Here is a 21,243-nt window from a genome sequence, read left to right on the forward strand (position 1 = left end):
TATTCTAACTTTGCTGGGCTCCCACAGCCATGGTCTCGCGCTGACCACGCGCGCAGAGCAGCGCGCGGTCAGCGCAGGGGAGCGCGGTCAGCGCCGGCGCGCACGCCCCCGCCGGGGGCCCACACGTCGTGCAACGTGCGACGAGCTGAGACAGGGCGATGGCCGGATTTATGCTCGACGAGGATTTTTACCCGCGGGCCGATGCGCACCGTGAGCGGGCCCACGTGCTCGTGTACGTCACCGTCGCATACATAGCGGACCACACCGGAGCGGGCCTCGAGCACCGCGCGCCGGGCGATCTTCTCGAACGTGTGCGCCTCGCCCATCGGCTGCGCTCGCCAGATGTCGCGCAGCTTCCTGACGAAGCCGAGCGCGGAGGTGTGGATGCCCAGCATGTGGAAGCTCTCGGGGCGCTCGTCGTAGCGGTGGAACGGGCGGAACCCGAGGCCGATCTGGTCGACGGTGCCGGCGGCGATGGCGAGGTAGTCGCGGTCCGGGAAGGCCGAGCCGTCCTCGAAGTGGACGCGGCCCTCCCAGCGCGCGGCGACCTGGGTGTCGGTCTTGAGGAGCACGGCGGCGCTCGCGCGGGCGAGGACCTTCGCGGCCCAGAGCGCGCTCCGCTCCTCGCTGCGGTTGTACTCGGCGATGAACCCGTGGACACAGCCGGTGCCGAAGATGAAGCCGTAGTGGGCGCCGATGTGCATCACGTGGCGCTCGATCCAGCGCAGCGGGTGCCGGCCGCGGTCGGTGTAGCGGGCGATGAGCCCGGCGAGCAGGCCGTCGGGGCGCCCGCGGGGGACGCCGACGGCGTTGGCCACGGTGTTCATCGTCCCGCCGCGCAGGAAGGCGATCGGCGGCAGCGGCTCGTCCTCGTAGACGTCGAGGAAGCCGGTGATGGTGACGTGGTTCGTGCCGTCGCCCCCCGAGATGCCGAGCACGTCGATGGAGAGCTTCCTGAAGTCCTCCGCGATCCGGGCGAGGTCCTCGCGGGTGCGCGCGGTGCGGACCACGCCGTGGTCGCCGAGCGTGCGCGCGAGCCGGACGGCCGCGCGGGGATCGCCCTGGTTCTGGCGCGAGCGGGGGTTGATGATGACGCCGATGCCGCCCATCTAGCGCCGGCCTTGCGGCGTCTTCCACCGCGGCTTGAGGTGGACCCGCATGACGTCCGCCATCAGGCCAAGGTGGGCGCAGTGGTCGGGCTTGTCGTCGCCGGTGTACCCGCGGAGGTGGAAGTCGCCGCGGTCGTAGCGCCGGATCATGTCGAGGCCGAGCACGTCGCGGCGCGAGGCGCCCCTCGGCTTGCCCCGCAGCTGCTGAACGACGAAGCTCGCCGTCTCCTCGGTCGACGCGTAGCCGGGCGGCAGGATGGAGGAGTGGCTCATGAACATGAACGCCTCGCCCGCCGCGGCGCGCCGGGCGAACGCGATGAACGGCTCGATCTGCGCGACCTTGAGCTTGCGCTGCCGCTCGTCGGCGTACCCCGCGTGCAGCGAGTCGAGCAGCACGAGCGCGTCGACCCGCTTGCCGGCCTTCTGGCGCAGGATCTGCTCGATGGCGCCGTAGCCCGCGCTCCACGCCGAGAGGCCGAGCTTCCGGATGTAGACCTTCTTCTTGCCGGTCTTCTTCGCCACCGCGCGCTCGATGCTGTCGAGCAGGTGCTCGAAGACGTAGGGCGCCGAGAACGTGCTCGAGTACGCGCCCGAGCCGATCCCCAGATCGATGCCGACGAGGAAGGCGCCGTCGGCCGTCTTCACGAACTCCTTGCGGAGCGCCTCGTGGCCGTGGAAGTGGATGAGGACGTCGAAGCCGCCGCGCTTCGTGACCCCGCCCCGGTGGGGCATGATCATCTGCCCGATCGAGGGCGCGCGGGACCACCGGTCGTAGACGCCCCAGCCCGGATCGGGCGTCATGCACGGGTTGATGTCGCCGCGGCGCTTCTTCGAGGGGGCGGAGAGGCTGCTCGTCGCCCCCGGCCTGTCGCGCCGCGCCGGCCTGCGCTCGACGCGCTGGTCTGCGCCGCCTGCGCTGGAGGGCGGCGGGGTGCCTGCGCCGGCTCCGTCCGCCGCCGGCGCGCCGTCGGCGTGCAGCGGCGGCGCGCCGTCGGCCGGCGGGGGGCTGTCGGTCGGCGCCGGGCTGCCGGCCTGCGGTGCGCTGCCGGCCTGCGGTGCGCTGCCGGCCTGCGGTGCGCTGTCGGCCTGCGGTGCGGCGGCCGGCGGGGCGGCCTGCGCGGCGGGCGGGGGCTCCGGCGGCGCGCCGGGGTGCCCGGCGGCCGGGTCCTGCGCCGCTGCAGGGGGCGCGGCGAGCCACCAGGTGGCGGCGAGCAGCGAGAGGAGCGCCCATCGCCCGGGGGGCCTGCGGGCCTGCAGAGGATGTCTCATGTCGGGAGGGCCTCCATTCCATGAAATGGCGTGTGGATCGAGCGCTCGCTGCACCGGCGCCGCCGCGGCGCTGTCCTCCGCGACGGCGCGCGGGCGTTCAGCGACGGCGCAGGGGGCAGGCGGGGCGCCCTGCTCGGGCGGGCGTCACCCCGGCGGCTTCCCCTGGGGGAAGGCTGCGCCCGCGTCGGCGGCGGCGAGGATGCGCTCCTCGGCTTGCGAGGCGAGCTTCTCGACCGCCGCGGCGGCGTCGGTGGGGGGCAGCGAGCGGAGGAACTGGATGAACTCCGGCTCGAGGCCGGGCTTCACGCCGCTCAGGACGAGCACGATCGGGATGGCCGGCTTCTCGACCTCGGCGAGCTCGGTGGCGCGGGCGCGCCAGCGGCTCGCCCCGATGGCGAGGCGGAAGGCCCACTGCGCGCCGAGGCCGATGAGGAGGCCGGCCATGACGCCCGCGACGAAGAGATCGGCGTCCTTCGGGGCGAGGAGCGCGGCGGAGAGCCCGCCGATGGCCGCGCCGATCACGATGCCGGGCTCGCCGCTGTTGTGCGCGGCCGCGGTCTTCAGGATCTCGGCGGCCTGCATGCCCGGGCGCCCGCTGCGCACGGCGTCGCGCAGCGGCAGCAGCGTCGCGAGGCGGCGCATCGAGGCGGCGCGCACGCCGAGGTAGCTGATGAGCAGGGCGCAGACGGTCAGCCCGACGCCGACGCTCACCGCCACGCGCCGGGAGAAGACGCCCTGGGGGAGCGGCTCGCGGACCACCGCGGTGGTCGCGCGCTCCCGGTCGCGCTCGGCGGTCGCCTTGTAGGCGGCCTCGGCGTCCTTCGTGGCCTGCGCGACCTTGTCGGCGGGGATGTCGGCGAGGAGCGAGAGCAGCTGCTTCGCCGCCTCGAACTGCTCGGCCTCCTCGGCGGCCGGCGGCGTGATCGCGGCCGCCTTGGCGATGGCGTCCCAGGCGGGGATCGCGCTCACCCGCGCCCCGAGGAGCGCCTCGGTTGCCTCGCGGCAGCCCGCCAGCGTCTTGACTTGCTTGTGGAGCGGCTGGGCGGAGGCCCACGCGCCCTGCTTGTCCGGCTCCTTGGGCTTCGGCGGCGGCGGCGTGTTGCGCTGCGCGCGCCTCCTCGTGACCGGCGGCGGCGCCGGGGGCTCCTCGCCCGGGGCGGGCATGCGCGCGGATTTCGCGGCCTTCTTGAACAGGTCGATCTCGACGATGAGCTTCTCGCCGGCGAGGGCGCACGCGCGCGCGGGGGCGAGGCGAGCCTCGGACTCCTCCGCCTGCCGCCGCGCGCCCGGGTCCAGGACGAGCCTGCCGTCCACGGTCACGAGCCGGAGGACCGCCACGGCGATGCACAGGACGAGGATGGCCGAGGCGATGAAGGTGGCGCGGACCTCCTCGCGCCGGGTGTACTCGTTCACGCTCGCTCCCTCGGAAAGACCGGAGATGGGCAGGTCGGCGCGAGAGCGACCGCGCGGCCGGCCCGCCACGGAGCGCCGCGATCGGCGTCGGGGCCGTTACGGCAGGGGGACACCGAAGGAGCGCGAGCCCGTCGCATGCTGATCACCGTTAGACCAGATGCCGGACCGATACCACAGCGTCGCTCGCGATGAGGTCCGCGGCTTCCCCTCGCGTCGACGTCCGGGCGGCCCGGCGCGGTGGTCTGCGCTCCCGAGCGCCCTGGAACTTGCTCAGCCCCGGGACGCCTCGTGTAAGGGTGCAGAGAAGGCGCGGAGAAGGCGCGGAAAACGCGCGGAGAAGGCGTGGAGGCTGCCGTCACATCCCACAAGTCCGTCGAGCCCGCTGTCGTCGCGCTGCCCGAGCAGGGAGCGGAGGCCGTGAGGCGCGGCGCCCCCGCGGGGGCGCCCGGTGCGGCTGGGGAGCCCGGCGTGGCGGTGGCGTCCGGAGCCCCGGCCGCGCGGGGAGCGAGCCGGGGCCTGTGGATCTCGTCGACCTACTTCGCCGAGGGCCTGCCCTACGCGATCGCGCACAAGGTGGCGGGGGAGTTCTTCACGGCGGCGGGGGCGAGCCTTCCGATCATCGGCCTCGTGTCGCTCTACGGGCTCCCGTGGAACCTCAAGTTCCTCTGGAGCCCGCTTGTCGACCTCCACGGCAGCCCGCGGCGCTGGCTCCTGGGGGCCGAGATCGCGCTCGCGGTGATCCTCCTCGGGCTCGCCGCGACGGCGGATAGCGGCGCGCTCTGGCTCGTTGCCGCGCTGTTCGGGCTGGTCGCCGTCGCGGCGGCGACGCACGACATCGCGGTCGACGGCTTCTATCTGCAGGCGCTCGACAAGGACGCGCAGGCTGCCTTCTCCGGCCTGCGGGTCGGGGCGTACCGGCTCGCGCTGCTCGCGGGCGCGCTGCTGGTCGCGTTCGCGGGCTGGGCGTCCTTCGGCGCGTCGTTCGCCGTCGCGGCGGCCGGCCTCGCGCTGCTCGCGGGCGCGCACGCGGTGGGGTTGCCGCGCCCGGCGGCTGCGGCGGCGCCCGGAGCTGCGGCGGCGCCCGGAGCTGCGGCGGCGCCCGGAGCTGCGGCGGCGCCTGGAGCCGCCGGGCTGCGGCGGTATGTCGAGCCGTTCCGGGTGTTCCTGCGGCAGCCCCGGATCGCGTCGAGCCTGGCGTTCATCCTCTGCTACCGGGCGGGGGACGCGCTCATGTTCGCGATGTCGTCGCCGCTGCTGAAGAGCCTCGGCCTCGACACGGCGGCGCGCGGCAACGTGGGCGGGATCGGGACCGTCGCCTCGATCGCCGGCGCGACCCTCGGCGGTGTGGTCATCAAGCGGTGGGGGCTCGCGCGCACCATCTTCCCCATCGCGCTCGTGCAGAGCCTTGCGATCTTGCTCTACGTCGCTCTGGCGTGGTCGCGGCCGACGCTCCCGTGGATCGTCGCGCTCGTCACGCTCGAGCAGCTCGCCGCCGGCGTCGGTACGGCGGTGCTCGTCGTGTTCCTGATGCGGCGCTGCGTGGACGGGTACAAGTCGTCGCACTTCGCGATCGGCTCGGCGCTCATGTCGGTCTCCGCGACCTTCGCCGGCAGCGTGAGCGGCTACCTGGCCGCCGGCGTCGGGTTCACCGCGTTCTTCGCGATCGCCTTCGCGGCGTCGATCCCGGGGGTCGTCCTGTCGCGCTGGGTGCCGCGGGACTAGCGCGTGGCGGCCGCGCGCGCCGCCTCGCACCTCTTCATCTTCCGCTTCCGCGTTCGCGGTGCTTTCGTTGTCCGTGACAACTTGACAATGGCACCCTTGCCGGGCGCGCCTCGCCGTCCTGGCTCCCGCCCGCTTGCATCCCGGGCCCAGTCGGCTCAACCCTCGCCCCATGCAGAACCGCGCGCGACACCTGCCGCTCCCGCGCTCCGCCCGGCCGCTCCTGGCAGCCGCGGCCGCGGCCCTCTCCCTCTCCGGCCCGAAGACCGCACCGGCAGCGCCCCCCGAGGCCACGCCCTCGCCCCCGAAGGCCGCGCCGGCCGCAGCCCCGAAGGCCGCGCCGGAAACGCCCCCCGCCGCCTCCCCGCCGCCCAAGCTCGACGTCCCCTTCACCAAGTACGCCCTCAAGAACGGCCTCACCGTGATCCTGCACGAGGACCACGCGCTGCCGATGGTCGCCCTCAACCTCATGGTCAAGGTCGGCTCGCGCTTCGAGGAGCCGGGGCGCACCGGCTTCGCGCACCTGTTCGAGCACCTCATGTTCATGGGCACGCGCCGCGTCCCCACGAAGCAGTTCGACGCGTGGATGGAGGCGGAAGGCGGCTCGAACAACGCGTGGACGAGCGAGGACCGGACCGCTTACCACGAGGTGGCGCCGGCCCACGCGCTGCCCCTCCTGCTCTGGCTCGAGGCCGACAGGTTCGCGTCCCTCGCGGACAGCATGGACGCCCCCAAGCTCAACGCGCAGCGCGACGTCGTGAGGAACGAGCGCCGCCAGACCAGCGAGAACGAGCCCTACGGCAAGGTCGGGCTCCTCCTGCCCTCGCTGATGTACCCGAAAGGACACCCCTACCACCACCCGGTGATCGGCTCGCACGAGGACCTCCAGGCCGCGACGGTCGACGACGTGACGGCGTTCTTCCGGCGATGGTACGTGCCGAACAACGTCTCCCTTGTCGTCGCCGGCGACTTCGATCCGCAGAAGGCGCGCGACACCATCGAGCGGTACTTCGGCGGCATCCCGGGGCAGCCGGTCCCCGCGACGACCACGCCGCCGCCCGTGAAGCTGAGCGGCGTCGTGCGGCAGACGATCGAGGACAACGTGAACCTCCCCAAGGTGGTCATGTCCTGGCACAGCCCCGCGCGCTTCGCGCCCGGCGACGCCGAGCTCGACCTCCTCGCCACGGCGCTCGAGCAGGGCAAGGCGAGCCGCCTCTACAAGGCCCTCGTCTACGACAAGGCGCTCGCCCAGGAGGTGAGCGCCCTGCAGAGCTCCGGCGATCTCGGCTCGACGTTCACCGTCGAGGCGATCGCGCGGCCGGGCGTGCCGCTCGACAAGCTCGAGGCCGCCATCGACGCCGAGCTCGCCCGGGTACGCGACGAAAGGCTGAGCCGCGAGGAGCTCGACCGCGCCAGGAACCAGTACGAGACCGCCTTCGTGACGGCGCTCGAGTCGGTCGCCGGCCGGGCCTCGATGCTCAACCGGTACGAGACGTGGACGGGCCAGCCCGGCTTCGTGGAGCAGGACCTGAAGCGCTACCGCGACGCGACCGCGGCGTCGCTGCAGGCGGTCGCGAAGAGCACGCTCGACCCGGACGCGCGGGTGATCCTGCGGGTCGTGCCGAAGGGCAGCGACGAGACGAAGAAGGCGGTGACGAAATGAGAGCGAGGAACGCAGGCGCGGTGATCGCGCTGCTCGCCGCGGCAGCCGGCTGCGAGCCGAAGGCTCCGGCGCAGTCCCCGGCCCGGGCGGAGGCGCCGCGGCCCAGCGCCCCGGCCACGGCCGCCCAGCCCGCGGACCCGATCGGGCCCAGGCCGGAGCTGCCCAGGCCGCAGCCGTTCACGCCGCCGGCGCCCGTGGTGCTCGACGGGCCGAACGGCGCCAAGGTGTGGCTGCTCGAGCGCCACACGCTGCCGATCGTGTCGGTGTCCGTCGCCGTCGCGTCGGGATCGGCGGACGATCCGAAGGGCGCGGCGGGCCTCGCCCACATCACGGCCAGCATGCTCGACGAGGGCGCAGGGCCGCGCAGCGCGGTCGAGCTCTCCAGCGCGATCAACGACCTCGGCGCGACGCTCTCGGTCGGGGCGCGCGCCGACGGGAGCGTCGCGACCCTGTCCGTGCTGAAGAAGAACTTCGGCAAGGCGTTCTCGCTCCTCGCCGACGTCGTCGCGCGCCCGCGCTTCGAGGCGAAGGAGTGGAAGCGCGTCAGCGAGCTCTGGCAGAACGACCTGAGGAAGCGCGGCGACGATCCGACGCGGGTCTCGGCGCTTGTCTCGACGGCCGCGCTCTACGGACCGGGCACGCCGTACGGGCACCCCGTCGAGGGCCTGCTCGCGGACGCCAGGTCGATCGGGCTCCCCGCCGTCAAGGCGTTCTACAAGGCGGCGTGGCGCCCCGATCGCGCGGTGATCACGGTGGTCGGCGACATCACCCGGGACGAGGTGATGCAGGCGATCTCGCGCGACCTCGGGACGTGGTCCGCCAAGGGCGCCGCGCCGGCCGCCAAGGGCGCGCCGGCCGGCACCGCGCAGGCCGCGCCGGCCTGGAAGCCGCCGCGCCTCGTGCTCGTCGACCGCCCGGGGGCGCCGCAGTCGGTGATCGGGGTCGTGCGGGAGGGGGTCGCCGCGAGCGATCCGCGGCGGCCGCTGCTCCAGCTGATCAACACAGCGCTCGGCGGCTCGTTCACGTCGCGCTTGAACCAGAACCTGCGCGAGGACCACGGCTGGTCCTACGGCGCCGCGTCGGCGTTCAGCGAGACGAAGCAGCAGGGCGTCTTCGTGGCCCGGGCGTCCGTTGTCACCGAGGCGACCGGACCCGCCCTGAAGGAGATGCTCGCCGAGCTTGCCAAGATGGCAGACTCCGGGCTGACCCGGGACGAGCTGGCGAAGGTGCAGGCGCACGACCGCGCGGATCTCGTGTCCGCCTACGAGACGGCGAACCGCACCGCCCAGCGCCTCGGGACGCTGGCGCGGCTCCAGCTGCCCGAGACGTTCGACGGCGCCGCGAGCGAGGCGCGGCAGAAGGCGACGCTCGCCGGCCTCGCGGAGCTGGCGAGGGCGGTGGATCCGAAGGAGGCGACCCTCGTGGTCGTGGGCCCGCGGCAGGAGATCCTGCCGCAGCTCCAGGCGATCGGCCTCGGCGAGCCGGAGGCGTGGGACGTCGAGGGGCAGCCGATCCAGCCGAAGAAGGCGCCCTGAGCGGCGCCGCGCTCCTCCCGCCGCGCGGGCAGCGGGAGGAGCGGCCGCCGCCGCCGCGCCCTCAGGGCGAGGTCGGCTCGAAGTCGAGCGGGTTGCTCGGCGCGCCCTCGTGCAGGATGCCGTCGCCGAACCAGTAGACGTAACGAGGCTCCTGGACGCCGTCGAGGTAGGCCTCCAGCCGGACGATGGCGCCCTCGGTCGTGGTGAACGTCATCGCGTCGATGTCCGAGCCGGTCTCGGCGTGGAGGTACGCGATGCCCTCGTCGACGAGGCGCGTCGCGTCCGTCTTCTCGAGGTCGGTCCCCACGATGTCGAACAGCTCGGACGACGTGTCCACCGAGGCGTAGAGGTCGAAGCTGCAGACGACCTTGGAGCTGTTTGTGTCGCAGGTCGTCCAGAGCTTCCACGTCCCGCCGGCCGCGTATTCGACGAAGATGCCGACCCCCTCGCCCGGCTCGCTGCTCAGGACGGCGTCCGTGTCGATGGCCACGCGCCTCGGTTCGTCCGTGGGCGGCGGAGGGGCGTTGTTGTCCTCATCGTCCTCGTCGTCCCAGTCGTCGTGCTGGTGGTGGTCGTCGTGGCGGCCGTCCTCGTCGACGACGATGCAGCCGGTCGACGCGAGGGGCGTAGCGGCGAGAAGGAACGACCACAGCCCGAGTGAACGAAGCTTCACGAAGTCAGCGAAAAACGTCATCGGATCTGCTCCTGCCCGTGGACATCGCAAGACGTGGACCAAGCGCTACCTCGACCGCGGGCGAGAGGGCGCCGGCGCCGCCTTGCCCGGGGCCGGGCCCGACGGGATGTGGATCCTGGGGCGCGGGGACGACGGCGCGCTCGGGACGGCGTGCGGCTTGGCGGCCGGCGCGCTCAGCTGCGGCGCCGGAATGACCTGCGGCCGCTGCGCGGGCGGCGCGGTGTGGACGCGCGGCGTGGACGGCGCGGTGTGAACGCGCGGCGCGGGCGGCGTGGTGTGGACGCGCGGCGCGGGCGGCGCGGTGTGGACCCGCGGCGCGGGCGGCGCGGTGTGGACGCGCGGCGCCGGGACCCCCCGCGGCGCCGGGGCGGGGGCAGGCGACGGGGGCGCGACGGTCGCCCGCGACCCGCGGTGCGGCGCGCTCGCGCCGGCACGGGGCAGGGCGGCTCCGTCGGAGGAGCCCCGCGGCCGAAAGCCGGGCCTGGCGACGGGGGCCGGAGCGCCGCCGTCGTGCGCCCTCGGGGTGCGCAGCGAGGGCGCCGCGCGCCGGTCGCCCGCCGGCGAAGAGGGCGCCAGGAGGGGGCGGCGCGACGGCGAGGGCGCGGGGCGCGCGCTCGGCGCCGCGCTCTTGCGCGCATAGGCGAGGGCGCGAGGATCCGCCTTGGCGCGGTGCCTCGGCGCGGACGACGAGGGAACGCCGGCCTCGGCGAGCGAGGGCGACGCGGGGCGATAGCTGCCAGGGCGGATCCCGTGGGACGGGCTCGAGCGCCCCGCGCCCCGCCTGCCGTCCGGGCGGACGTCGTCGCGCCCGGTCCGGCTCATGGTCGGCCGCGCCGGCCTGTAGGTGTGCGAGTGCGCGGCGATGCGCCGGACGATCTCGCGATCGCGGACGACGTGCCGGTGGACGTGGTGGTGGAACACGTGCGTCGTCGGGCAGAAGACGTACGCCGCCGGGGGCACGGTCCACAGCGACAGCGCGACGCCGCTGCTCCAGTAATACGTGGGCGGCATCGGAGCCCAGCCGACGTAGCCGTAGTCGCCGACGCGCCAGACCACCCACGCCGGGGCGTAGACGCGCCCCGGGATCCACGACCAGCCGTGGGCGGAGATCCAGACCCAGCGGCCGTAGTGGAAGGGGATGTGACCCCACGCGTAGTCGCTGACCCACATCCACTCGCCGTCGTCGGTCAGCTCCCAGCGACCCGCGGTCTGGTAGGGCGCGAAATCCGGGCCGACCACGACCGCGGAAGGCACCCAGACCCTGCCGTAGCTCGGGTCGTCGAGCCAGGTGCCGTACGGGGCGAGCGGCTCCTGGAACTCGACAAGGACGCTCGGATCGGCGTCCTCGTACGCGTCCACCGCGATCTCTGCGCTCACGCCGACCTCGGCCTGGACCGGCTGGGTCTCGACGGGCTGTGAAGGCGCGGTCTCACCGGCGGCGGCGGGCTCGTCGGTCGTGTAGCCCTGCGGCAGGCCCTGGGCGGCGGCGCTCGACGGCGCGGCGATGAGCGCCACGATCAGCGTGGCGAGCAGCGGCAGCGCGCCTCCGAGCCGGCGGAGCCGGGCCCTGAAGATGCCCGACGCCGCAGGCGCAGGGCGCGTAGGGGGAGCGGACGGGGGGAGAGGCATCGGGTGCATGATGGGTCCTTCTCGAAGGGGATGCCAGGCAGAGGTCGGGCTGGCCTCGGGCGTCCTCGGACCTCTTCAGACGTCCTCGCGCGCCGGAACAGTCACTGCGCCGTGCAAGCCTCGTTCCGGAGCTCGGCGCCGGCGCTCGTTCCACGCGGCGCGGCGCTCGTTCCACGCGGCGCGGCGCGGTGCGGCGCGCCACCGGGGTCGCGCGCCGCGCGCCATCGCCTCCGCTGCCTCACTCGAGATCGCTGTCGTCGAGCGCCGGCGCCTCCTCGCCCGAGGGCTGTGGCTCTCGCGCGGGCAGCGCCTTCGGCAGGAGCGACAGCCGCGCGTGCGCGTCGGCCAGCTTGCGGTCGGCCTCGCGCAGCCGCCGGTTCAGCACCCGGATCACGGCGTCGGCGATCTCGGCCGTCTCCCGCACCGCCTCGTGGAAATCCTCGGCGGAGACCCGGAGCAGCTCCGCGTCCTCGGTGACCACGGCCGTCGAGCCCCGCGGCTGGCTGTCGAACAGCGACATCTCGCCGAAGACGTCGTTCGCGCCGAGGCGCGCGATCTCGCGGCTGTCCAGGGTGAGGCTCACCTCGCCCGAGATGATCGAGTAAAGCGCGCCGCCCGGCTCGCCCTGGCGGAAGATGACGTCGCCCCGGACCAGCGAGACCACGAGCGAGCCGCGCGCCAGCGCCACGAGATCGTCGCCGGCCACGCGGGAGAAAAGCGGGACACGCTGGAGGAAAAGGACCTTCTCGATCGTTGTATACATCTCGTCCTGGGGCTCGATACCGGTGCCGCCGGTGACCGCCCAGTATCGTGCGTAACGGGCCACGGCGGGGTCGTCATCGGCCCGCAGCGCGACAAGGCGCTCGCGGGCGCCGGGCGGCGACGTGACGGCGATCGCGATGGCGGCGGCCTCGCGGACGAGCGGGTCGGGGTCGTGGGTCGCGGCGAGCGCGTCCCCGGCCGCGCCGGCGATGGCGTACCGGGCGACGGCGTCGAGCGCGAGCGCGGCGCTGTAGGGCTCGCCGCGCGCGAGCTCGCGGCGGACCCAGGCGACGGTGTCGGTCTCCGGCGGCATGGGCCTCAGCGGGAACGCGACCGAGAGCTCGAGCAGGCGCTCGACGAGGGAGACGAGGCGCTCGCGCAGCCGGTGGTCGAGGAGCGACTCCAGCACCTCGAAGGCGTTGGCCCGCAGCGCGGGATCGGGGCCGAAGACGTGGGTGCGCACCAGGGCGACGACCTCGCGCGGGTAGGCGAGCTCGCACAGCCGGAGCACGCGGATGAGCCCCTTCCGCAGCCGGCGGAGCAGGTGCTGATCGAGCAGCGGGCCCGCGACGCGGGGGCGCACCGCGATGTACGCCTCGCGCATGCGCACGTGCTCGATCGTCTCGTCGTCGATGCAGGCGCGGATGGTCCGGAGGGGCACCGGCGGCGCGCGCAGCGCGAGGCGCAGGCGCGAGGCCGACGCGAGCACCTTCTGGCGCAGGGCCTCGTTCGGGTGGTCGATCTGGGCGAGCAGCGCGTCGAGGGCGTCGTGGCTGGAGAGCCGCGCGAGCACCCGCGGGATCGCGAGCCGCGCGGCGCGCGGGGTGCCGTCGTCGCCGAGGCGCGCCGCGAGCTCGGGGATGGCGTCGTCGCCGAGCGCCTCGATGGCCCGGGCCGCGGCCGGCGCGAGGGCGCGCTCGGCGAGCGCGTCGGCGAGCAGGGGGAGCAGGCGCGGATCGGCGACGCTCGACGAGGACCGCACGGCCGCGCGGCGCACCGCGGGGTCGGGGTCGGCGATGAGCCGCGCGAGCGCGCGCTGGAGCGACGCGTGGCCGACCAGGCCGAGGATGCGGGCGGCGGCGAGGCGGTCGCGGGGGGAGGGGCTGTCGAGCAGGGCGCGCAGCCGCGGCGCGCCCTCGAGCATGCCGTCGAGGCCGCAGTAGCGCAGGAGCGCGGCGATCGCGGCGGCCCGGAGCTCCTCGTCGCCGGGCGCGTCCGCGGAGGCGCGCCGGGGCGCGCCGCTCTCCCGCGCGAGCGCGAGCAGCTCGTCGTGGGCGTCCTCCCGCAGCTGCGCGGCGAGGGCGTCGACGGCGGCGACGCGGACCGCGGTGTTCCTGTCGCGGATCGCCGCGCGCGCGATCTCGGCGCCCGCGTCGTGCGCGAGCTCGGCCCCGAGGCGCACCGCGAGCGCGCGCACCCTGGCCGAGCCGTGGCGCGCGAGCGCGGGCACGGCCTCGCGCACGAGGGAGGGGTCGAGCTGCCGGAGCTGGTCGACGGCGAACAGCACCTGCGTCACGGCGCGGCTGTAGAGCGCCTCCTTGAGGACCGCGCGCGTCTGGGGCCCGTAGACGACGCTGTCCGGCGCGATCTGGCGGCGCATCAAGGTGCGGCGCATGGCGTCGAAGTAGCCGCGCCGCACGAGCGGGAGGAGGGCGATGATGGCGACGCAGAGCGGCAGGGAGTAGAGGCCGAGGCGCGCGGCCTCCTCGACGAGCGCGGGGCCTGGCGCGGCGGTGGGCGTGACGGCGAGCACGACCAGCGCGCCGAGGCCGTAGCCGAGGGGCTTGGCGATCACGGAGACGAGCGTCCGCACCCGCTCTCGGAGCGCCGGCGGGAACGGGAAGAAGAGCAGCTGCATCGTCGCGTCGTAGATCGTGAGCTGGAGCGCGTTGTCGCTCAGCTTGAGGATGGAGCCGAAGGCGAGAGAGGGGCTCGCGATCAGCGCGACGGTGCTGGCGGTGAACGCGGCCGGCATGGCGAGCAGCCCGCCGAGCACGCCGTGGCGCCGGAGGACGATGGGCGTCACGCCGAGCTGCACGAGCAGGCCGAGCACGCCGATGGCGCCGTAGAGGAACCCCATGTACCGGGCGAGATCGTCGCGGTCGGGGTAGGCGGTGAGGGCGATCGCCTTGAACTGGTAGTCGCCGATCGTGAGGACGGTGAAGAGGAGGAGGGTGACGAGCGCGACGGTGAGGGCGTAGCGCGATCGCCACACGTCCATGCGGGGGAGGTGGGCCTGGATGAGCTCCTCGTCGACGGACGGGGGCCGCTCCAGGGGGTGCCGCCGCGCGAGCACCGTGGTGAGCGAGGCCATGCCGAGGAGCGCGGCGATGAGCACGAAGATCAGGTTCTCGGTGCCGATCCACGTGACGATGCCGCCGGTCGCGAAGCCGCAGACGACGGTGCCGACGACGCGCCCGCTGCCGATCAGGCCGAAGAGGCGCTTGGCGCTGCGCGGGTCGTGCAGGTCCTGGGCGACGGCCCAGACGAGGACGGCGGTGAAGTTCGCGATGATCTCGGACCAGATGTAGAAGACGAGGTAGGCGGCGCGCACCTCCTGGCCGATGAGGACGCGCAGCAGCGCGAACGTGGCCGCGCCGAACAGGGCGAAGGCGACGCACAGGCGGGCGCGCGGCAGGCGGCGGGCGATGCGGTCGTAGGCGAGCGCGGCGACCGCGGAGGCGGCGCCGTACACGATCCACATCGGCGCGATCCAGGTGACCGGGAACCTGGTGAGGAAGAGCGCGTCGCGCGCCGAGCGGCCGACCACGAAGATGAGGGCGGCGAGGAAGAGCAGGCAGAAGAGCAGCGCGGTCCGGTGCAGCTCGACGCGGGTGAGGGGGACGCCGAGGACGGCGGTGTCGGTGTCCGGCGCGGCGCCGCTCGGCTGCAGCCGGCTGGGCCGGTTCGAGGTCGGGCGCACCGACGGGGCGGACCCGGGCGCAGGCGTGCCGTCCGGGCGCGCGCTGAGCTGCCGGGTGCGCGTCATGTCCGGAGCGGCGGCGCGCTCTTTCGCGCTCGGCTTCGGGGGGGCGGTGTCGGTCGGATCCACTTGCCTCAACCTAGCCGAGGTCTCTCGACGCGCGCGTACCGCAGGGCACGCGGTGCATCCGGCGGCGCGCCGGGGCGAGCGGACCGTCGCGCTCCGGCGCCGCTGCCAACTTGTCAGGAACGGACAGCGAGGAGGGCCAGCTCGTCATTTCGCGCGTCTCCGACGTGGGCTCCGCGGGCGCTGCGGCGCGGGCGTCTGCGGGCGTCCCCGGTGCTTCCGGGAGCGCCGGAGGCGGGCTTCGGACGCGGCTCCGACGGGGGCAGAGGCGCCGGTTTCGCTGCGGCTCCGGGGCTGTGCGGGGCATTTGCGGCGTGGTACGAGCTGTGCTGAAAGGACGCGCCCATGGACACGACAAGGTATCTCGTGCGGCCCCGGCCGCGAGGGCGGCGGCACCTCCACCGGCTGTGCGCGGCGGCGCTCGCGGCGGCGGCGCTCGCCGGAGGCGCGCGCAGGGCCGATGCGACGGTGACCATCAGCACCGACGTGGACCGCACCCTGGACAGGCGCCCGGACGCGCAGAACCCGCTGTGGATCAGCCGCGAGGACTGCCTGACGGACAACGATCTGCACTTCACGGTCACGCTGAGCGGCTTCTCGAGGGGCCAGACGCTCGCCGTCTGGGTCAGCGAGTCGCAGGACTGCACGCTCTACTCGAACCGCGACACGGGCACGCGATGCCGGCCGGTCTGGGCCGAGTCCAACCTGGATGACACGATGGAGATCACGCTGTCGGCGAGGGCGATCGCGGAGGCCCTTGGCGCCGAGGGGTGCGAGAGCACGAGGACCAGCACCGGCGCGGTGCCGGTCGCCATGTACTTCATGCGGTTCGAGTCCCTGGACCAGGACGGGCCGGATCACGCGAAGTGGGAGACCACCAAGATGGATCTCCAGGGCCCGAAGCCGCCGACGGACGTCGAGGCGCACCCCGGCGATGGTCGTCTCCTCGTCGACTTCAAGCAGAACGAGGACGAGGACGTGGAGGGCTACTATCTCTACTGCGATGGGGAGGGGCAGTCCTCTGCCGACGCGAGCGGGGCGGGGGGCGACGGCGGCGCCGGGGCGGTCGGCGGAGGGAGCGGGGGCGGAGCGGCGGGAGGCGGCAGCTCCGGATGCCAGGCGGCGGGCCTGGTCCCGGGCGAGGTCCCGGACATCGGAAAGCAATGCGGCAAGGTGGGGCGGGCCAACCGTGGCGAGGCGTTGAACCTCGATAACGGCAAGTCGTACGTCGTCGGCATCGCGGCCTATGACCTCGTGGGCAATGCCGGACCGCTGTCGGAGCTGTCCTGTGCGACGCCGATCGACGTCGACGGGTTCTTCGAGAAGTACCGGGAGGCCGGCGGGCAAGCGGGTGGGGGCTTCTGCAGCGTCGAGGGGCCGGTCGGGGCAGGTCGGTGGGGCTCGGTGCCGCTCGGCGCGGTCGTGGCCGGCGCGGCGCTCGGTTTGTGGCGCAGGAGCCGTCGGCGGCGCGCGCGTTCCAACACGCAGGAGAGCCAATGAACTGTCATCTCCGTCATCTGGCGGCTGCGTGCCTCGCCGGCAGCGCGGCGCTCCTCGTCGTCTCCGCGGCCGGCGCGCAGTCGACCCGGAGCGACTGGCGGCAGCAGGATCGGTCGAGGATCCAGCGGGAGGAGCGCTATGGCTCGCCGCAGAGCTTCGCGTTCGAGCTCCGCTTCGCCCCGTACTCTCCGGAGGTCGACGAGGAGCTCTCCGGCGCGAGCCCCTTCGAGGGGACGTTCGGCGACGGCTCGCAGTTCTATTTCGGGATGGAGCTCGACTGGCTGCCGCTGCGGATCCCGTACGTCGGCGTGATCGGCCCGGGGTTCGGCTGGGGATACACATCGGCGTCGGCGAAGGCGTTCGAGGCGGGCAGCGATACGAGGGCCGAGGCGGAGGAGACGTCGCTCACCATCATGCCGATGCACCTGTCGGCCGTTCTCCGCGCCGACGAGCTGATGCGCAAGACGGGCGTTCCGATCGTGCCCTACGCGAAGGCGGGCCTCGGCATGGGGCTCTGGTACACGTCGTCGGGCCCTGGCACGGCGGAGGTCGATGGCGTCCGGGGCGAGGGCATCAGCTGGGGCACGCACCTCGCGCTCGGCGCGATGCTCGCGCTCAACTGGATGGACCGCCGCTCGTCGTCCCAGCTCGACGTGACGACGGGCATCAACCACACCTACATTTTCGGCGAGTGGATGTACGCGAACCTCGACGGGCTCGGATCGAGCCCGCAGATGCACGTCGGCACCTCGACGTGGATCCTGGGGCTGGCCCTCGACATGTGAGGCGCCGCGCCCGGCGCCGGCGCGGGGGAGCGCGGCGCCGGCGCGGGGGAGCGCGGCGCCGGCGCGGGACCGGCGCGGGAGAGCGCGGCGCCGGGCGCCCGCTCACGGTGGCTCGCTCACGGTGCGCCGTCTTCGAGCGGGGGGGCGCCGTCGTCCTCCTCGATGACCGTCGTTCCCCGCGGCCGACTCGTTGTCGGGCGGCGCGGGGGGCTGTCGCTCTCGAAGGTCTTGACGGTCTCCGGAGAAGGCGGCCCGAAGATGGGCACGACGAACTCGCGCGCGGTGCCCTCGCGCTCGTAGGCGATCTTGAGCTCGCTCGCGCTGGCCAGGGCGCGGTAGGCGGCGAACAGATCGTCCGGGCGCTCCAGCGCCTTGCCGTTCACCTGGGTGACGACGTCGCCCGGCTTGAGCTCGACGGTGCTCCAGTCCGCGGGCAGCGCGAGGATCTTCCAGCCGATGAACGCGCCGGCCCGGACGACCTCCTCGACCGGGACGCGCCGCAGGATCCAGGGCGGCCCCTGCAGCAGCACCCGGTCGACGTCGGCGCGGGCGAGCTGCCCGGCGGGCGCCGCCGGCTTGGCCGGGGCCGCGCCCGTCGCTCGCGGCGCCGGTGCTGCCGCCGGAGCGGCCGCCTGCTGCCCGCCGCACCCGGCGAGGACGGACAAGGAGAGACATGCGCCGAGCATGAGCCTTCCGCGCGTCGACATCGGCGGGACTATGCGCGGGGGACTCGAGGGGGCCAAGTAAGCTGCGGGCGCGGCGAGGGTGATGGAGACGAGCGGCAGACCAGGGGAGCGGCCTGACCGGGGCGCGTCGGGCTCGCGCGGGGGACGGAGATCGTCGGAGAGGGTCGGGGAGGCGGGATTTGAACCCGCGACAACGAGCACCCAAAGCTCGTGCACTACCGGACTGTGCGACTCCCCGGGCGGAGCGTCCGCGAGCGGGACCATAGACGAGGTGTCCTGCCCGGGCAAGACGGCTCGCTGCGGCGGTCGGGCGCTCGAGGCCGGCGCGGCGCGGGACGCGCGGTTTTCGAGCGGTTTTTCAGGTGCGGCACCGCGCGAAAGGCGCTGGAATGAGGGCGTCGCATGAGCGAGACGCTGTCGTCGCTGTCGGTCCATCACCTGGCCGTGGTCGCGCGCGATCTGGAGCGGGCCGAGGCGTTCTACGCGGGCGTCCTCGGGCTGCCGGTGGTGCGGCGCTGGACGGACGAGGCCGGGGCGCCGCGGTCGGTGTGGCTCGGGCTCGGGGGCGGCGCTTTTCTGGCCGTGGAGCGGGCAGCGGCCGCCGGGCCGACGCGCTCGGACGAGGCGCCGGGCTGGCACTGCGTCGCCCTGGGGATCGCCCCGTCCGAGCGGGAGGCGTGGCGCCGCCGGCTGACCGCGGGGGGCGTGGCCGTCGAGCGGGAGAGCGCCTACACGATGTACGCGCGCGATCCCGAGGGGAACCTCGTGGCGCTCAGCCACTACCCGCACCCGCAGGTGCCGCAGGTGGGGGCGGGCTGATGGCGTGCCGTTGCGGAGCGGAGGGGGGAAGGGCGGCGCGAGGGGCCCGCCGGCTCCTGCGGAGCGGGCGGTGGGGCCTGCATGTGCAGTGCGCGTGGAGCGCCGTGATGGGAAGGTGGAAGATCGGGCGGCGAGCCAGGCTGCTGGAAGCTGCTCGAGGGCAAGCGCGTCGAAGGGGAACGATCGAGCCGGAGGTTTCAAGATGCCGCGTTCAACGTCCGATTCCGTGTCGCCTGATGCTCCTGTGTCGCTCGCGCTCCCTTTCGGGGCGATCGGGCTTGTGGGAGGCTGGCTCACGGCTGACAGGTTCCTTCTGCCGGACCGCTCGTTCCATTGCCTGCTCGCGGGCGTGACGCCGGTCGTCGCGGGGCTGCTGGGCCACTACCTGACGGGGCGGATCGGCGGCGTGGGGAGCGGCCGCGCGGTAGGGGCGAACGGCCCGGGATGGGCGAATGGCCCGGGTTGGGCGAACGGGCCGGGTTGGGCGAACGGGCCGGGTTGGGCGGACGGCCCGGGACGGTGGACCCGGCGGGGGCCGATCGCGGCGAGCCTGCTCGTGCTGTGGGCCATCGTGGTGGCCGGCGTCGTGAATGGCATGACCGTCGGGCTCGTGCTGGGGCCGGCAGGGATGATCCTCGGTGCGCCGTTCGGTGCTGTGTGCTCGCTGCCGTTCGTTCCGGCGCTCGCGGTGGTGCTGCTCGCAGCGAACCGCGTCGGGAGGGCGCGAGCAGGCTCGATCGTGGCGCGGGCCGATCGGCGCGCCGTGGGGTCCGCGACGGCGGCGGTGATCGCGGTGGCCGCGCTGATGACGCCGGTGCTCTTCGAGAGGCCGGCGGCGCCCGAGGTGGGGCGCTTCGTGGCGGCGCTGGGGATCGCCGTGGTGGGGGCGCTGTTCGTGGTCGACGCGGTGGCCCTGGCGAAGGTGCTGACGCTGCCGTGGCGGCAGATGGGGGCGGGGGAGGCTGGAGACGGAGGGGTGGACGAGGTCGAGGCGGCGGCGATGATGGAGGAGCGGGGGGAGACGATCGACCTCGGCCTCGGGGACGAGGTGCAGGTCGAGGTGGTGCGGCCGACCCACGCCTACCGGGGGGCGCCGCAGATCGCCCGGGTGGTGCGGGGGAGCCGAGAGCGCGCCGCGGGGGCGCTGCGGGCAGGGCTGGCGCGGGGTGGGATCGCGCTGGCGATCGGGGCGGCGCTCTGGGGCGGGCCGTGGACGTGATCGAGGAGCGGGGAGGGCGGCGGAGGGGGGGGATGGTGGGGCGGCGGGGTGGGAGAGTGGAGCTGGGGCAGCGGAGGCGGGAGAGCGGGCTGAACGAGACGTGGCCGGGGATCGGGCTTGATGCGTGAGGCGAGGTGTGCGAGGGTCCCGCCCCCGTAGCGGCTGTTGCCCCTGCCCCCGTAGCTCAGTGGATAGAGCAGCGGTTTCCTAAACCGAAGGTCGCAAGTTCAATTCTTGCCGGGGGTGCTCGAAATCCCGAGGGATTTTGGCTCCGCACCAGATGGCCGAGCAGGCTGCGGGCAGATGGCTCCGCAGCCTCGATCGCCTGGTGCGTGTCGCGGACCGCAGCGAGCAGCGCCGACTCGGCGAGGTGCGCGAGGTGGCGGTCAGCGCGGGTAGCACGAGCTTCGTGGACTGCCGGAAGGACCACGAACGGACGCGCCAGGCGGCCGCGAGCGAGGATGCGCGCGGGCGTTGTTGGGGAGATCCGTGCCTGCGCGGCTGGCGGGACCCGAGGCGCAGCTCGGGGACGGGGCTGGCCGCACCGGGACGGCGCTGCCGTGGTGTTGGAATATTTTAATTGAGCGGGTGTCGAGAGGCTCCGGTTTGAGTTTCAACTCTGGCCGGCGGTTCTCGAGGGTAATGGCCCGAATAGCCTCGCGAATCCCGCATCTGGGCCACTCGAAACCGGCATCTGGGCCACTTGCTACGGCCATGTGTTCGGGCTCACGTCGAGCAGCGCTCGATCTTGACCGATGGCCACGGCGTCCTTGACGGGCGACGCGGCCCACCTTTGGCCGGTCGATGTGCGCAAGGTGCACCGCTAGGTCGATCGGCAGCGCGATGCCAGCCACATCCTCGGCTAGCGATGCGGCGCCCCGTAGATGGCACGGGCTCCGGATTGCTCGTCGGGGCGCCCGACGATATCGTCATAGGCCGATGGGCTTCCTGGACGTCGTCATCGGCTTCGTGGTCTTCACAATTTCCCTCATAGTGTACGACAGGATGAAGCGACGCGCTGCGCTGCGGGCGGCGGAAGCGACACGGCGCGCTGCGCAAGAAGCTGCGGCTGCGGAAGCAGCCCGTCGCGCAACGGAACACGCCGCTTTTGAGCAGCAGCGGTGGAACCAACTCTGTGGGCGCTTTGGCCCTGACTTGGCTGCACGCATCTACCGTGGCGAGCTGTGGGTCGGCATGACCGCGGGAATGCTGATGCATTCGAAAGGCCCGCCGGAAGACATCGACGAGAAGGTTCTCAAGACCAAGACGAAGCACGTCTACAAGTACGTCCAGACGGGCATCAACCGGTACGCGCTCAGGGTCACACTCGACGACGGCGTTGTGACCGGGTGGGACGACAAGACGTAAGGCGCCCCGAGAAGCTCACCTCAC

Annotated in this window: 15 protein-coding genes and 2 tRNA genes; 9 read left to right on the forward strand and 8 right to left on the reverse strand. The window is 73.7% G+C overall.

Annotated features, from left to right (window positions below):
- Positions 1-68: 68 nt before the first annotated feature.
- The 3 genes from WMF28_RS09890 to WMF28_RS09900 all read right to left on the reverse strand — a co-directional run bounded on the left by WMF28_RS09890 (position 69) and on the right by WMF28_RS09900 (position 3,791).
- On the reverse strand, positions 69-1,109 hold the full coding sequence (locus WMF28_RS09890) for a diacylglycerol/lipid kinase family protein (protein ID WP_437601891.1): 1,041 nt from the start codon (positions 1,107-1,109) through the stop codon (positions 69-71).
- Complete coding sequence (locus WMF28_RS09895; protein ID WP_437601892.1) at positions 1,110-2,378, reverse strand: hypothetical protein; 1,269 nt, start codon at positions 2,376-2,378, stop codon at positions 1,110-1,112.
- Positions 2,379-2,522: 144 nt separating this feature from the next.
- Complete coding sequence (locus tag WMF28_RS09900) at positions 2,523-3,791, reverse strand: hypothetical protein (RefSeq protein ID WP_437601893.1); 1,269 nt, start codon at positions 3,789-3,791, stop codon at positions 2,523-2,525.
- Positions 3,792-4,133: 342 nt separating this feature from the next.
- Here WMF28_RS09900 and WMF28_RS09905 point away from each other — a divergent pair, with 342 nt between their 5' ends.
- The 3 genes from WMF28_RS09905 (at position 4,134) to WMF28_RS09915 (ending at position 8,708) form a co-directional block, all read left to right on the forward strand.
- Entirely contained in the window at positions 4,134-5,513 is a 1,380-nt protein-coding gene (locus WMF28_RS09905; RefSeq protein ID WP_437601894.1) for an MFS transporter, read from the forward strand.
- A 169-nt stretch (positions 5,514-5,682) separates the two neighbouring features.
- Entirely contained in the window at positions 5,683-7,173 is a 1,491-nt protein-coding gene (locus tag WMF28_RS09910) for a M16 family metallopeptidase (protein WP_437601895.1), read from the forward strand.
- The gene (locus tag WMF28_RS09915) at positions 7,170-8,708 is read left to right on the forward strand and encodes a M16 family metallopeptidase (protein ID WP_437601896.1); all 1,539 of its coding nucleotides are present in this window, start codon (positions 7,170-7,172) and stop codon (positions 8,706-8,708) included. The genes WMF28_RS09910 and WMF28_RS09915 overlap by 4 nt, the downstream gene beginning before the upstream one ends.
- A gap of 61 nt (positions 8,709-8,769) precedes the next feature.
- Here the strand turns inward: WMF28_RS09915 and WMF28_RS09920 are convergent, their stop codons facing one another.
- The 3 genes from WMF28_RS09920 to WMF28_RS09930 form a co-directional block, all read right to left on the reverse strand.
- On the reverse strand, positions 8,770-9,402 hold the full coding sequence (locus WMF28_RS09920; RefSeq protein ID WP_437601897.1) for a hypothetical protein: 633 nt from the start codon (positions 9,400-9,402) through the stop codon (positions 8,770-8,772).
- A 45-nt stretch (positions 9,403-9,447) separates the two neighbouring features.
- Entirely contained in the window at positions 9,448-11,040 is a 1,593-nt protein-coding gene (locus tag WMF28_RS09925; RefSeq protein WP_437601898.1) for a DUF6600 domain-containing protein, read from the reverse strand.
- Positions 11,041-11,269: 229 nt separating this feature from the next.
- Positions 11,270-14,845, reverse strand: coding sequence for a HEAT repeat domain-containing protein (locus WMF28_RS09930; RefSeq protein ID WP_437601899.1), 3,576 nt, complete (start codon positions 14,843-14,845; stop codon positions 11,270-11,272).
- A 342-nt stretch (positions 14,846-15,187) separates the two neighbouring features.
- Between WMF28_RS09930 and WMF28_RS09935 the strand changes: the two genes are divergently transcribed.
- Together WMF28_RS09935 and WMF28_RS09940 are read left to right on the forward strand one after the other, a co-directional pair.
- Entirely contained in the window at positions 15,188-16,342 is a 1,155-nt protein-coding gene (locus WMF28_RS09935) for a hypothetical protein (RefSeq protein ID WP_437601900.1), read from the forward strand.
- Positions 16,339-17,127 carry an MXAN_2562 family outer membrane beta-barrel protein gene (locus tag WMF28_RS09940; RefSeq protein WP_437601901.1) on the forward strand — a complete coding sequence of 263 codons (789 nt, stop codon included), beginning with the start codon at positions 16,339-16,341 and terminating at the stop codon, positions 17,125-17,127. The genes WMF28_RS09935 and WMF28_RS09940 overlap by 4 nt, the downstream gene beginning before the upstream one ends.
- Before the next feature lie 116 nt (positions 17,128-17,243).
- Here the strand turns inward: WMF28_RS09940 and WMF28_RS09945 are convergent, their stop codons facing one another.
- Positions 17,244-17,834, reverse strand: coding sequence for a serine protease (locus WMF28_RS09945; RefSeq protein WP_437601902.1), 591 nt, complete (start codon positions 17,832-17,834; stop codon positions 17,244-17,246).
- Between the two features lie 143 nt (positions 17,835-17,977).
- Positions 17,978-18,051, reverse strand: a tRNA-Pro gene (locus WMF28_RS09950).
- A gap of 164 nt (positions 18,052-18,215) precedes the next feature.
- Between WMF28_RS09950 and WMF28_RS09955 the strand changes: the two genes are divergently transcribed.
- From WMF28_RS09955 to WMF28_RS09970, 4 genes are all read left to right on the forward strand, one after another.
- Positions 18,216-18,632 carry a VOC family protein gene (locus WMF28_RS09955; protein ID WP_437601903.1) on the forward strand — a complete coding sequence of 139 codons (417 nt, stop codon included), beginning with the start codon at positions 18,216-18,218 and terminating at the stop codon, positions 18,630-18,632.
- Between the two features lie 226 nt (positions 18,633-18,858).
- Complete coding sequence (locus tag WMF28_RS09960) at positions 18,859-19,851, forward strand: hypothetical protein (protein ID WP_437601904.1); 993 nt, start codon at positions 18,859-18,861, stop codon at positions 19,849-19,851.
- A gap of 173 nt (positions 19,852-20,024) precedes the next feature.
- Positions 20,025-20,097 (forward strand) — tRNA-Arg (locus WMF28_RS09965).
- A 693-nt stretch (positions 20,098-20,790) separates the two neighbouring features.
- Positions 20,791-21,219, forward strand: a complete 429-nt coding sequence (locus WMF28_RS09970) for a hypothetical protein (RefSeq protein ID WP_437601906.1) — start codon at positions 20,791-20,793, stop codon at positions 21,217-21,219.
- The last annotated feature ends 24 nt before the right edge of the window (positions 21,220-21,243 follow it).

Origin of the sequence: Sorangium sp. So ce590 (assembly GCF_051521365.1) — a bacterium.
Classification (GTDB): Bacteria; Myxococcota_A; Polyangia; order Polyangiales; family Polyangiaceae; genus Sorangium.